The following is a 13,923-nucleotide window of genomic DNA, read 5'->3' on the forward strand; positions in this document are numbered from 1 at the left end:
TTGCCGCTGCAAAATTACTAAAGCTGTGTTGATAACTCTTTTTCTTTCTTACTTCTGATATGGCCTACGAGTTCCATGACTTCGTAAGCATCTTCGCTTTTGAAGTCGCCGCTGCGGGTGCGTCTGAGTCGCGATAGGTAGGCGCCATTGTTGAGCGCCTTGCCGAAATCATGAATGAGGGAACGAATGTAGGTACCCTTACTGCACACTACCCTGAAATCAATCTCGGGCAGTGCTATCCTGGTTATCTCAAAAGTATCTATGGTAATACTGCGGGCCCGAAGTTCCACAGTTTCGCCCCGGCGAGCCTTATGATATAGTCGTTCGCCCTCAATTTTCACGGCTGAATGCGCCGGAGGGAATTGTTCTATTGCTCCCCGGAAGTTTGTGCATGCCGCGTGGATGTCTTCTTCTGTAATTCCGGAAATATCGAATTTTGCGTCAACTTCCGTTTCGAGGTCGTATGAGGGAGTGGTTGCTCCGAGGATCATGGTGCCTGTATATTCCTTTTCCTGCGCCTGATACTCATCAATTTTTTTGGTGAGCTTTCCGGTACAGATTATAAGGAGGCCGGTTGCCAGTGGGTCGAGTGTTCCGGCATGACCTACTTTTAGTTTTAAAGGCTTAAATGCATTTCTAATCTTACTGACGACATCAAAGCTTGTCCACCGGTAGGGCTTGTTCACGAGTAACAACTCGCCTTCGGCGAAGTTAAAGTCCGGAAATTCTCTTTTAATCTCTTCTTTATCCATTACACTATTTGCAGGCTCTTTCCTGCAAGCAACAAAATTAATATTATCCCTCCAACCACGATGCGGTACCACCCAAATATTCTGAAGCCATGTTTAGTAACATACCCGATGAACGACTTGATAGCAATGATGGCAACTATAAATCCTACTATATTACCGACAAGGAGAAGCGTTAGTTCATTGTCTTTAAATTCATAACCGCTTTTGTAGAAATCGTAAAGTTTTTTCGCTGTCGCACCAAGCATGGTAGGTACAGCGAGAAAGAACGAAAACTCAGCTGCTGCCTTGCGTGAAAGCTTTTGAGACATACCACCGATAATCGTTGCTCCCGAACGGGATACACCCGGAATCATAGCAAGGCACTGAAAAAGGCCAATCTTAAAAGCCGTAGGATAACTAATCTGCTCGGTTGAATCAATTTCCGGATTGTTGAACCATTTATCTGCGTAAAGCAATACAACTCCTCCAAGTACCAGCGATATAGCGACTGCGAGCGGGCTTTCCAGCAATTGATCGATAGTGTCGCTAAGCAATGCGCCAAATATGATTGCAGGAATGAAGGCCACCAGAAGCTTGAAATAGAAATCGAAGCTCTGGAAAAAACGTTTGAAATAAAGAACAACTACGGATAGAATAGTGCCTAACTGGATGACTACGGTAAACAGTTTTACAAATTCGTTCGACTGGATTCCCATCAGGGAAGAGCCGATAATCATATGGCCGGTAGACGAAACGGGCAAAAACTCGGTCAGGCCTTCAATGATGGCCAGGATAATTGCTTCAAGAATAGTCATTTAATGTTATTTACGCTTCTTTAAAATTGCGAAAAATCCGATAGTGAAGCCAATGAGCACTACAATAGGGGCAAGCACTGTTTTGCGGAAATCGTAGATGTCGGTATCTCCGGCCATTAGTGCAAATCCAATAACGACTACGGCAATGCTGATGAGCATGAGCCTGTAATTGCTTTTATCAAAAATAAAATGAACCTGCCTGTTTTCTGTATTTTCAGAAATTGTTTTTTTTGCCATTATCTGTAGAGGTTATAAATTTTTAACCGTAAATATTTACTGACCGCAAAGTAAGTACTTAAAACTGAGATTAATATCCCGATGCCAATAACAGCGATGAACACAAACCCAAACTCAATCCAATTACGTAGTATAATGAGCTCGGGTATTTGTTGCTGTGCGAGATACAGGGTTAACAACAGTAGAATGATGGCTATAAGGCCGCCAAGGAAACCGTGTAACAGACCATATCCCAGGAATGGTTTCTGAATAAAACTCTTGGTGGCACCCACAAGCTGCATACTTTTTATCAGGAAGCGCTGCGAATAAATGGCAAGACGGATGGTATTGTTAATAAGAGCTACTGCGATCACGAGAAGTACCATCGCAAACGCCAGGATAACCAGTCCGATGACCTTTATATTCTGATTCACCATATCGATGAGTGACTTCTGATAAATAACTTCTTTTACAAGGGGATTCTTAGTAAGCTGGCGACTCAGCGTCTCGATGCTGGCATTATTCGCGTAATCGGCCTTTAAGTAGATGTCTATAGATGAAAGAAGCGGATTATATCCCAGGAACTGAACAAAATCCTCACCCAGGTCTTTTTGAAGATTGCGGGCGGCCAGTTCTTTACTCACGTATTGTGTCTTTAGTACAAAAGGATGGGTATCGAGTTGCTTTTGAAGCGCGAGCACGTCCACTTCTTTCGCGCCATCGCTTACTATAATATTCAATACGATATTTTCTTTAACGTAGTTCGAAAGATTACGTGCATGAACCAGTATCAGCCCGAGTAACCCAATCATGAGCAGCACCAGCGCTATGCTGATTACTGTCGATATATACACCTGTTTGGTCTTTTTAGAAGAAGCACTGCTTTCAAATTCTTCCATAGTCAATTTTAAGATACGCGAAAATAGTGATTTGAGTTGAAAGTTGAACTTTAAAAGTTGAAAGTTAAAAGCTAAACGTTGAAAGAAGCGGGACAAGTTTAGAGTCTAAAGTTGAAAGTGAAGTGTGTTTTACATGCAACTCATCGCTGTTAATCTGCTTCAAATTCAGCTCAAATTGCTATTTTCGCAGCATGGATTACCAGTTTAGAGAAATAGAGAGAAAATGGCAACAGTTTTGGTCAGAAAATCAGACTTATAAGGTTGATAATAACTCCGAAAAGCCTAAATATTATGTGTTAGACATGTTCCCTTATCCTTCGGGAGCGGGCTTGCACGTAGGACATCCTCTAGGATATATTGCCTCAGATATTTTTGCCCGTTATAAACGCCTTAAAGGGTTTAACGTTTTACATCCGATGGGTTATGACTCATTTGGGCTTCCTGCCGAGCAATATGCCATCCAGACCGGGCAGCATCCTGCGGTAACAACAGAACAGAATATTGCTACTTACCGGAGGCAGCTTGATCAGATTGGGTTTTCTTTCGATTGGAGCCGTGAAGTTCGGACGAGTGATCCTTCTTATTATAAATGGACACAATGGATCTTTATGCAGTTGTTTAATTCATGGTACAACCTTGAATCAGACAGAGCAGAGTCGATAAAAGAGCTGGAAATTCATTTTTCGGCATCTGGAAGCGCAGGCGTAAAGGCTGTTTGTGATGAAGATGTTAAAAGCTTTACTGCTGACGAATGGAAGCAAATGACTGAACGCGAGCAGCAGGAAGAGCTTTTGAAATATCGCCTAACCTATTTAAGAGAGAGTACCGTGAACTGGTGTCCTGCACTTGGAACGGTGCTTGCCAACGATGAGGTAAAGGATGGAGTCTCAGAAAGGGGAGGATATCCTGTAGAACAGAAGAAAATGATGCAGTGGAGTATGCGCATCACAGCGTATGCCGACCGGCTTCTTCAGGGCCTGGATACCATAGACTGGCCTGAGCCCCTGAAAGAGATGCAGCGAAACTGGATCGGCAAAAGTACAGGGGCCAGTGTGAAGTTTAAAGTTGAAAGTTCAGAGCCAACTCACAACTCCATAGAAGTGTTCACAACACGTGTAGATACGATCTTTGGTGTCACTTTTCTGGTTATTGCCCCCGAGCATGAGCTGGTACCTTTATTGACCACTCCGGAACAAAAGGAAGAAATAGAAACATATATAGCCCAGGCCAGGAAGAAATCTGAGCTTGACCGCATGGCCGATACGAAGACTGTATCGGGAGCCTTTACGGGAAGCTATGTGCTGAATCCTCTTAACGGTGAGAAGGTACCTGTTTGGATAGCCGACTATGTACTGGCAGGCTATGGTACAGGTGCCGTAATGGCTGTACCTTCGGGTGACCAACGCGACTGGCTCTTTGCAAAGCACTTTAATCTTCCTGTTATTCAGATCCTCGATAAGCAGAAAGATGTTGAGCATGAAGCTGATCCTACAAAAGAAGGCCGTTACATAAATTCTGACTTTATTAATGGACTGACCTACCAGGAAGCGATCCCCGTTTTAATTAATAAACTGGAAGAGATCGGCGCAGGCAGGGCAAAAATACAGTACCGGATGCGCGACGCCATTTTTGGTCGCCAGCGTTACTGGGGAGAGCCTGTCCCCGTTTATTTTAAGGAAAATGTTCCTTACCTGATAGAAGAAAGTGAGCTGCCTTTGGTTTTACCTGAGGTAGATAAATATCTGCCTACGGAAGCTGGTGATCCTCCATTAGGACGGGCAAAAGAGTGGAAGTACAGAGGAGAGGCTCCTTATGAACTTAGTACGATGCCTGGCTGGGCAGGTTCAAGCTGGTACTGGTATCGTTATATGGCATCGCCGGAAGAAAGACAGGGAGATACGTTTGCTCCGCAGAAAGCAATCCAATACTGGAAAGATGTCGATCTGTATATCGGCGGTTCTGAACATGCCACCGGTCACCTTTTATACAGCCGTTTCTGGAACAAATTTCTGAAAGACCTGGCTCTTGTAGAAGAGGAAGAACCGTTTAAGAAGCTGATCAATCAGGGTATGATCCAGGGGAGGTCGAACTTCGTTTACCGTGTTATTAATGACGACGGAGTGGGAACTCATGTTTTCGTGTCGTACGGATTGAAAGACCAGTATAAAACTTCTCATATTCATGTTGACGTTAATATAGTCGAGAATGAAGTGCTCGATCTGGATAAATTCAGGAGCTTCAGGCCTGAATTTGAGAATGCTGAGTTTATACTTGAGAATGGCAAGTATATATGCGGTGTAGAGGTGGAGAAAATGTCGAAATCGAAATATAATGTTGTAAATCCAGACGACATTATAGAACGTTACGGCGCAGATACCCTTCGTTTATACGAAATGTTCCTTGGTCCGCTTGAGCAAAGCAAGCCATGGAATACAAACGGTATAGAGGGCGTATTTAAGTTCCTCCGCAAATTCTGGAAGCTCTTCCATAATGATCAGTTTGAGTTTTTCGTATCTGACGAGCAACCGTCACGCGCAGAATTGAAGTCGCTGCATAAGATCATCAGGAAGGTAGAGGAAGATATAGAGCGCTTCTCATTTAACACCTCTGTATCCAGTTTTATGATCTGCGTAAATGAGCTGACAGATTTAAAATGTAACAAACGCCAGATCCTGCAAGATTTGGTTATCGTTCTGGCGCCCTATGCTCCTCATATTACCGAAGAGCTGTGGACGCTTCTGGGTAACCAGCCGGGAACTTTCTCTGATGCTGCTTTTCCGAAGTTTAATCCTGACTTCCTGGTAGAAGATGAGTTTGCTTATCCTATTTCGGTAAATGGAAAAATGAAGATGAACCTCAATATCTCTCTGGCCCTTGAAGTTCCGGAAATAGAAAAGGTGGTTCTCGAAAATGCTGCAGTTCAAAAGTTCCTTGACGGAAAACCTCCTAAAAAGGTGATTGTAGTTAAAGGCAGAATTGTAAATATTGTGATTTGATATAAACTAACGGTTTAAAATTAGCAGCGTGGTTTGATCTGGACTGCCTCTTTCAATTAGAATTGGTAGCCAGGCTGGAGTGCTATGATTTTGCTGTTTACATTTTACCTGTAACAAATATTCGCCCTTTACAACTAAATAAGGGAACACACATTTAAAAAAATGAAATATCTATTAATTGCTGCCTTGTTATGCAGTACAGTCGCTTTCGCTCAGATGCCTCAGGGTGGATCTCCTTCACTAACAGGTAAGATTTCAGGACTTATTATTGATTCGCTTACCAAAAAGCCAGTAGAATATGCGACGGTAGCCTTATCCAGGGCAGGTGCAGCAAAAAGTACAAATGGTGCCCTTACCGACAATAAGGGTACGTTTAAAATAGAAAATGTTGCTCCGGGAAAATATAAGGTTACGGTGTCTTTCATGGGGTATCAGACTAAAGTTATCGAGGTTTCAACTTCAGCCCATAAGCCTGACGCAAATGCCGGACGCATTATTCTCTCCCCTTCGGCCAATATCCTCCAGGAAGTTGCTGTTACCGGCGAAGTTCCGGTTGTAGAAAACAGGGTTGATAAGGTGGTTTATAATGCAGAGAAGGATGCAACAGTAAGCGGTGGTAATGCCGGAGATGTATTGCGAAAAGTACCCATGGTGTCTGTAGACCAGGATGGAAATGTTTCACTGAGAGGAAGTCAGAACGTACGTATCCTGGTTAACGGAAAGCCTACAGGAGCTGTGGCTGCAAGCACTGCCGATGCCATGAGAATGCTTCCTGCCGACCAGATTAAAAACGTAGAAGTGATCACCAGTCCCTCGGCCAAATACGATGCTGAAGGAACCGGAGGCATCATCAATATCATTACAAAAAAGAAGGAGATGAGCGGTGTGAGCGGATCTGTAAGTGGAGGACTTGGTACGCGTCAGAATAATGGTAACGCAAATCTCAATATCAACAAGAACCGCCTGAGCATTACAGCGAACTTTGGCGGCAACAGCACCTGGCCTCAAACTACTGAAACGTTTAACAGCAGTCTCACGCCAGCTGATAATATATTGAGAGTTCAAACAGGCACAAGTCGTACAAGCAGGTACGGATTCAGGAGTTCGGGTAACGTAAGTTATGACTTTAATGACTATAACAGTATATCGTCGGGGATTACGGTAGGACAGGGCCGTTTTAAGACCGAGGGTGAATCTTTGAGCAACCGCTTTACAAACGATAACCTTAGCGAAGCGTATTCTTTTGACAATCTAAACAAGACAAAATTTGGGGGCTTCGACTGGAACGCTGATTATGTTCACAAATTTAAGACTCAGGGCCATGAGATCAGCCTTGCGGGGCAATGGAGTCACAATAATAATAACACCGATTTCTCATCGCTTTATTCGCTGGAATCGCTTAAAGATAAAACCGGTGAGAATGATGCAACGAATGACGAGTATACCGTACAGTTCGATTATACGCTTCCGGTAAGTAAGGCAGTCAAACTGGAGACCGGTGCCAAAACCATATTGAGAGACATAAACAGCACTTCGGACTTTTATACATCTGTTAATAACAGCCCTTTTGCATTTGATAATGATCTTTCAAATGTATACACCTATAATCAGGATGTTTATTCAGGGTACGCGGTACTTAGTTTTCAGCTGCCAAAAGGCTATGGTTTGCAGGTCGGAGGGCGTTTAGAAAACACGCAGATAGAAGGAACTTCGGCAAATCCCAAGCTTGGAATTGAACCTATTTCTAACAGCTACACCAATTTTATTCCCAGCTTTGCTATTTCCAAAACGCTAAAGAATTTTCAATCGCTTCGCCTGAGTTACAGCAAACGTATTCAAAGGCCAAGCCTTCAATATCTGAACCCTTTCAGAGACGTGAGCAACGATCAGTTTCAACGTCAGGGGAACCCTGACTTATCTCCTGAAGTCACTCAAAGTGTTGAGCTTAACTACTCGGCGATGCTGAGTAAAACTTCGATGATCAATACTTCTGTGTATTTCAGGCATACTACAGACATCATCGAGAGTTTCGTGAAGTCCGACACGTACGAAGGCAGGCCGGTATCACTCACCACATTTAATAATACCGGAAATAATAATTCGGTTGGCGCCAGCTTTTACGGATCCGTCACTCCGGTTAAGAATGTTACTTTCAGAGGAAATGTTGACGTTTTTTCATATAAACCGAACGCTTCCGGGCAGTTTGAAAACTTTGCCGGAAGCAGAAAAACATATGCCCAGTATAAAGCATTCATCAGCGGTTCCTACACTCTTCCTCAGAACTTCGTGATGGAGACCTTTATGATCTTTAATTCACCCCGAAGAACATTTCAGGGGAAAAATCCCTCATTTAATATGTGGCAGCTGTCTTTCAATAAGCAATTCCTGAATAAGAAGGCGAAGATAGGCCTGAATGTAGTTGATCCTTTTAATGAGAGCAAGCATTTTAAATCGGATATTAACACAGCTGGTCTGGTTCAGGTACAGGATTTTTCTATTCCTTTCCGCTCCTTCGGCCTTAATTTTAGCTATTCGTTCGGAAAAGTGAACTATAATCCTCAGCCAAAGAAAAAGCGCGGTGTAAATAATGACGACCTGAAGCAGGACGGTGGTCAGAATGGACAGGGCGTGGGAGGTGGAAATTAGGTTAAGCTTTATACCTTTGCACAAAAAAGATTAATGTCAGCTAAGAAAATTATTTCCCTTCTGCCGTCTGCGACTGAAATTGTTTGTGCATTGGGACTGGAAGATCAATTGGCAGGACGGTCGCATGAGTGCGACTATCCTGAATTTGTTAAACAGCTTCCGGTTTGTTCATATCCGCGTTTTGACACTGATTTATCAAGCACAGATATAGATAGAACTGTAAAGGAATTGACCATGAGCGCCATTTCCCTTTATCGGATTGATGAGGAACAAATTAGAAATATTCAGCCTGATGTAATTATCACCCAGGATCAGTGTAAAGTGTGTGCCGTAAATATAGATGATGTACAGCAGGTGCTTAAGGATGTTACTGGCAACGACACAGAAGTTATATCCCTGCACCCATCATCGCCTGATGATATATTAAAGGATATTTTGCAGGTTGCTTCGCGGCTCGGCGTAAGCGCCAGGGCTGAAGTTTTGGTTGAGTCGCTTAATGAGCGAATAGACATCATTAAACACAAACTGCGATTTGTTGAAGACCGTCCTTCTGTGGCCTGTATAGAGTGGCTTTCGCCTTTAATGATATCTGGCAACTGGATGCCTGAAATTATTGAGGTTGCTGGAGGAAAGCCGGTACTTGCTCAAAAAGGCGGGCATTCCTCTTATGTCGAATTTGAAGCATTGAAAGATGTCGATCCTGATATCCTGATTATTGCCGTTTGCGGCTTCACCATAGAAAGAACAATAAAAGAGATCGGCGTTTTGCTTGAATATGACGGATGGAACGATCTTTCGGCCGTAAAAAATAATCAGGTATATATCGCGGACGGAAACAGGTACTTTAATCGTCCGGGGCCGGGAATAATCGATACGGCTGAAATGCTTGCCGAAATAATACAACCTAAACAGTTTATATTTGGCTTCGAAGGAAGCGCCTGGGTTAAATTCGGAATATAGAAATTTTACAAGGGCACGTGCTGCTCATCGTGGAATGAATATTGCGCAAAACAACTATTATGGCAACACTTTTTAGTCCTCTTAAAATAAGAGGTGTAGAGCTGCGGAACAGAATCGCTGTTTCTCCGATGTGTCAGTATTCTGCAGAAGACGGATTTGCAAATGACTGGCACCTGGTTCATTTAGGCAGCAGAGCAGTCGGCGGAGCCGGACTCGTTATCGCTGAAGCGACGGCGGTATCACCAGAGGGAAGAATAACGCCTGCCGATCTCGGCATCTGGACCGATGACCATGTAGCACCTCTGCGAAGGATCGTAGATTTTATACATGCTCAGGGGAGTGTAGCCGGTATACAAATTGCACACGCAGGGAGAAAAGCCAGTAAAACATCTCCCTGGAACGGCGACAGGTTCCTTGATCTGGAAGAAGGAGGATGGCACACGGTTGCTCCCAGCGCTATGCCATTTTCTGAAGGCGACCGGTTGCCTCATGCTCTTACTCCTGAAGGGATTGAAAATGTTATCATCGATTTCCATGCAGCTGCAAAAAGGGCTCTGGATGCCGGATTTAAAGTACTCGAAATACATGGAGCTCATGGCTATCTTCTCCATGAGTTCTTATCTCCCCTGTCGAATTTAAGAACCGATAATTATGGAGGTTCTTTTGAGAACCGGACGAGACTGCTTCTTGAAGTTACTGAAGCGGTACGACTGGTATGGCCGGAAGAATATCCTTTGTTTATTCGTATTTCGTCGACTGATTGGGTTGAAGGCGGGTGGACAAGCAGCGATTCTGTAAAATTAGCTACCTTTTTGAAGGAGAAGGGCGTTGATTTGATCGATTGTTCTTCGGGCGGGAATATCCCTAATGTTAAAATACCGGCAGGCCCGGATTACCAGGTAGAATTTGCAGAAGCGGTCCGTAAAGGTGCGGGTATCATGACTGGCGCTGTTGGGATTATCACGATGCCCGAACAGGCTCAAAGAATAATAGCGGACGAAAGGGCCGACATTGTGCTGCTGGCCCGTGAACTGCTGCGTGACCCTTATTTCCCCTTGCACGCAGCTAAAGCGCTTGGAGAAGATATCAAATGGCCGGTGCAGTATGAGAGAGCGAAAAGGTAGTTGTTGTAGGTTGTAAGTTGCAGGTTGTGGGTTGCAGGACGAAAGAATTAGGATTTATGCAAGTTTAACCTACAACTCATATAGCATTTAGTCCTGCAACCCATAACACAGAACTCACAACTCATTTAGCTTCCCGCGAGCATCTGCTGGCCTGCGCCAAAATGGCTTACTGCTGATGCTTCATCCAGATAAGACGACGCATATTTAACAGTAGCCGGGCCATTGATAAATAAAGTTGTTTTGTCCTTAATTGTATTGATGATAGCAGGGGTCAGCTCAACAGGAACCGCGGGACAACCATAACTTCTGCCGAGGCGTCCGTGCTGTTTAATAAAATCTGAGCTAACATATTCGGCTCCGTGTACCACTACGGCTCTGTTCAGAGCATTTGTATTGAACCCTTCATCCATCCCGTTTAAGCGGAGGGAAAGACCGTGTTTTCCATGGTAAGTGTTGCTTGTGATGTAAAAACCAAGACTGCTCTGGTGCGATTCGGAAGTATTGGAAAAGCCCGTTGCGAGGTTATCGCCGCTCCCCTGACCGTGTGCCACCAATGTATTAAACAATAATTTCTTACTTGCCAGATCCACTATCCAAAGACGTTTCATGGTACTTGGCCTGTTAAAGTCGGCAATAGAAATAATCTGTTTATCTGAAGAAACAAGTCCGGAAGTCCTGAAATTAAAATAGCCGGTTACAGCTTTGCGGAATACGTCGAAGTCAAGACCAGAGACATCCAGCTTCGCTGTTGTGTATATCTCCGATATATAGGTGTCAAAAGCTTCTGTTGCCGATACCGGCTTAGTTATCACAGATACTTTGCCTGTTGAATCTTTTGTGTTTTGCGTTATTGTTGTGGTGTCATCTTTCAGAGACCAGCTCAAAGCGGTAATACCTAATGCTAAAATGATATAGGTTGCTCCCTTAAAAATCCTCTTTCTCATATTAATCCCTCAGTAATTTAAGTACAGCTTTGTTTCGATAGATAGTATTTAAAAGGTTAGAACTCTAAGTTGTAACAAAGATACGAAGATAAGGGTGAAAATCAAAGGATTAAGCAGGAGTTTTGTCAGATGAAGATAATAAAAAGGTAGAAGCAGATCATGAGGCCCCCCACCTCATGATCTGTAAGAAGCTTATTTGCTTAATAAATTTTCCCAGCTAACCAGTTTGCCTATAATGGAGCCCAATTGGTCGGCAGCAACACGTTCCTGTTCCATAGAGTCACGGTGGCGTATTGTTACAGTATTATCTTCGAGTGACTGGTGATCGATGGTAATGCAGAACGGTGTACCAATGGCATCCTGCCGGCGATAACGTTTACCGATAGAGTCTTTCTCCTCGTACATCAGATTATAGTCGAATTTAAGCCTGTCCATAATCTCTCTCGCCTTTTCAGGTAGTCCGTCCTTCTTTGTTAAAGGAAGAATTGCCGCTTTCACAGGGGCCAGGCAGGGGTGAAGTTTCAGTACCACCCGGCTGTCTTTCTTATCGCCATCGCTGAGATCCTGTTCCTCGTATGCATTGATCAGTGTAAGAAGGAACATGCGGTCGAGACCGATAGATGTTTCTATTACATAAGGAACATAATTCTGATTTATCTCCGGATCAAAATATTGAATCTTTTTACCCGAAAACTTCTGATGCTGGCTCAGATCGAAGTCTGTACGGCTATGTATACCCTCTACCTCTTTGAATCCAAAGGGGAATTCAAATTCGATATCTACGGCTGCATTTGCATAGTGCGCCAGTTTGGTGTGATTATGGAAACGGTATTTTTCTTCCGGGGTTCCTAATCCTTTATGCCATTTGAGGCGCGTTTCTTTCCAGTATTCGTACCATTCCATCTCTGAGCCGGGACGTACAAAGAACTGCATCTCCATCTGTTCAAATTCGCGCATTCGCATAATGAACTGACGTGCAATTACTTCGTTCCGAAAAGCCTTGCCTATCTGGGCAATTCCAAAGGGAATTTTCATCCTTCCGGTTTTCTGAACGTTGAGGTAGTTTACGAAAATACCCTGCGCTGTCTCGGGACGCAGGTAGATCACGTCTGATTCGTCGGCAATAGCACCCATTTTTGTTGAGAACATCAGGTTGAACTGTCTTACGTCAGTCCAGTTGCGGGTGCCCGACACAGGGCAGGCAATTTCGTGTTCGATAATCAGGTCGCGCAGAGCATCCAGGTTGTCCGTTTTCAGCGCTTCGTCCATACTATCCTGAAGTTGGGCTGCCTTATCTGTTTTGCCGTCCTTTTCGTACCTGGCAATCTTATCTTCAAGCAGCTGATCGGCACGGTAACGTTTTTTTGAATCTTTATTATCGATCATCGGATCGTTAAACCCGTCGACGTGGCCCGATGCTTTCCATGTAGTGGGGTGCATGAAAATGGCCGCATCTATCCCTACGATGTTTTCGTGCATCTGCACCATTGATTTCCACCAATAGGTTTTAATATTATTTTTTAGTTCAGAACCGTTTTGTCCGTAATCATACACGGCGCTTAATCCGTCATAGATCTCGCTTGACTGAAATACAAATCCATACTCTTTGGCATGGGAGATAACGTTTTTAAAAAGTTCGTCGTTATTTTTACTCATGATGGTGCAAATATATAATTCAGCCGTTAGCAATTAGCTATCAGCCTTTAGTTTTTCGATCTCCTCTGTACAAAACAAAATAAAGCAATTGTTTTTATTCCAATATATAAATGTTTATAGCAATTTTGAAATCTGAAAGAAAGCTAACAGCTAATTATGAGCATAGAAGTACATCAGCTTACAAAAATATACGGCCAGCAAAAGGCAATAGATAACATCTCGTTCACCGCCGGGCCGGGTGAGATATTGGGCTTTCTGGGGCCTAATGGCGCCGGTAAATCCACTACAATGAAGATTCTATCCTGCTTTATCCCACAGTCCTCAGGCTCGGCCAGTGTATCGGGATTTGATACAAGTCGTGAACCAATGGAAGTGAAAAAGCGACTGGGGTATCTGCCCGAGCATAATCCCTTATACCTGGATATGTATGTAAAAGAAGCACTGGAGTTTGTTGCAGGGGTTTATGGGATACGCAATAAAAGAAGCCGGATAGAGGAGGTAATAGAATTAACAGGGCTCGGAGAGGGGCGTCACAAGAAGATCGGTGCGCTATCCAAGGGGTACCGGCAAAGAGTAGGACTCGCACAGGTTATTTTGCATGATCCGGAAGTTTTGATAATGGATGAGCCTACATCCGGGCTTGATCCGAACCAACTGGTAGAAATCAGGTCGCTGATTAAAGATCTGGGAAAAACAAAGACAATTATTCTTTCAACACACATCATGCAAGAGGCAGAGGCTATTTGCAATAAGGCTGTGATTATCAATAAGGGTAAGATAGTGGCAGATGACAGTCTGACCGCGTTGTATGAAAAGAATCCCGGTAAAACCTTTGAAGAGATTTTCATCGGCTTGACCAACACAGGTTTAAATTAAACTTTATTCAACAATAGCTTTGCAGTCATGTTGTAAACAGGAGAATAATTCTAATTTAAA

General features: G+C 43.6%; 11 protein-coding genes. 5 read left to right on the top strand and 6 right to left on the bottom strand.

Annotated features, from left to right (window positions below; genetic code table 11):
- Nucleotides 1-17: 17 nt before the first annotated feature.
- Genes truB through BDE36_RS05730 form a run of 4 tightly spaced genes read right to left on the bottom strand, consistent with a single transcriptional unit; the run spans nucleotide 18 to nucleotide 2,661 of the window.
- Nucleotides 18-752, bottom strand: coding sequence for a tRNA pseudouridine(55) synthase TruB (gene truB, locus BDE36_RS05715; protein ID WP_141814085.1), 735 nt, complete (start codon nucleotides 750-752; stop codon nucleotides 18-20).
- Nucleotides 752-1,546, bottom strand: a complete 795-nt coding sequence (locus tag BDE36_RS05720) for an undecaprenyl-diphosphate phosphatase (RefSeq protein WP_141814086.1) — start codon at nucleotides 1,544-1,546, stop codon at nucleotides 752-754. Before BDE36_RS05720 ends, truB begins: the two co-directional genes overlap by 1 nt.
- Before the next feature lie 6 nt (nucleotides 1,547-1,552).
- Entirely contained in the window at nucleotides 1,553-1,783 is a 231-nt protein-coding gene (locus BDE36_RS05725; protein ID WP_141814087.1) for a DUF3098 domain-containing protein, read from the bottom strand.
- On the bottom strand, nucleotides 1,783-2,661 hold the full coding sequence (locus BDE36_RS05730) for a cell division protein FtsX (protein WP_128769585.1): 879 nt from the start codon (nucleotides 2,659-2,661) through the stop codon (nucleotides 1,783-1,785). Before BDE36_RS05730 ends, BDE36_RS05725 begins: the two co-directional genes overlap by 1 nt.
- Nucleotides 2,662-2,852: 191 nt before the next feature.
- Here BDE36_RS05730 and leuS point away from each other — a divergent pair, with 191 nt between their 5' ends.
- The 4 genes from leuS to BDE36_RS05750 all read left to right on the top strand — a co-directional run bounded on the left by leuS (nucleotide 2,853) and on the right by BDE36_RS05750 (nucleotide 10,387).
- Nucleotides 2,853-5,657: a leucine--tRNA ligase gene (gene leuS, locus BDE36_RS05735; protein ID WP_141814088.1), complete on the top strand. Its 2,805-nt coding sequence runs from the start codon at nucleotides 2,853-2,855 to the stop codon at nucleotides 5,655-5,657.
- A 162-nt stretch (nucleotides 5,658-5,819) separates the two neighbouring features.
- Entirely contained in the window at nucleotides 5,820-8,303 is a 2,484-nt protein-coding gene (locus tag BDE36_RS05740; protein ID WP_141814089.1) for a TonB-dependent receptor, read from the top strand.
- A 33-nt stretch (nucleotides 8,304-8,336) separates the two neighbouring features.
- Nucleotides 8,337-9,263 (top strand): cobalamin-binding protein, encoded by a 927-nt coding sequence (locus tag BDE36_RS05745; protein ID WP_141814090.1) that lies wholly within the window; start codon nucleotides 8,337-8,339, stop codon nucleotides 9,261-9,263.
- Between the two features lie 59 nt (nucleotides 9,264-9,322).
- A complete protein-coding gene (locus BDE36_RS05750; RefSeq protein ID WP_141814091.1) occupies nucleotides 9,323-10,387 on the top strand; it encodes an NADH:flavin oxidoreductase/NADH oxidase in 1,065 nt (354 codons plus the stop codon).
- Between the two features lie 125 nt (nucleotides 10,388-10,512).
- Here BDE36_RS05750 and BDE36_RS05755 read toward each other — a convergent pair whose 3' ends face one another.
- Together BDE36_RS05755 and BDE36_RS05760 are read right to left on the bottom strand one after the other, a co-directional pair.
- Nucleotides 10,513-11,331: a murein L,D-transpeptidase catalytic domain family protein gene (locus tag BDE36_RS05755; protein ID WP_128769580.1), complete on the bottom strand. Its 819-nt coding sequence runs from the start codon at nucleotides 11,329-11,331 to the stop codon at nucleotides 10,513-10,515.
- Between the two features lie 192 nt (nucleotides 11,332-11,523).
- Entirely contained in the window at nucleotides 11,524-12,987 is a 1,464-nt protein-coding gene (locus BDE36_RS05760; protein WP_141814092.1) for a glycine--tRNA ligase, read from the bottom strand.
- A 156-nt stretch (nucleotides 12,988-13,143) separates the two neighbouring features.
- Between BDE36_RS05760 and BDE36_RS05765 the strand changes: the two genes are divergently transcribed.
- The gene (locus BDE36_RS05765) at nucleotides 13,144-13,863 is read left to right on the top strand and encodes an ATP-binding cassette domain-containing protein (protein WP_141814093.1); all 720 of its coding nucleotides are present in this window, start codon (nucleotides 13,144-13,146) and stop codon (nucleotides 13,861-13,863) included.
- Nucleotides 13,864-13,923: the final 60 nt, after the last annotated feature.

This window comes from Arcticibacter tournemirensis, from assembly GCF_006716645.1.
Taxonomy (GTDB): domain Bacteria; phylum Bacteroidota; class Bacteroidia; order Sphingobacteriales; family Sphingobacteriaceae; genus Arcticibacter; species Arcticibacter tournemirensis.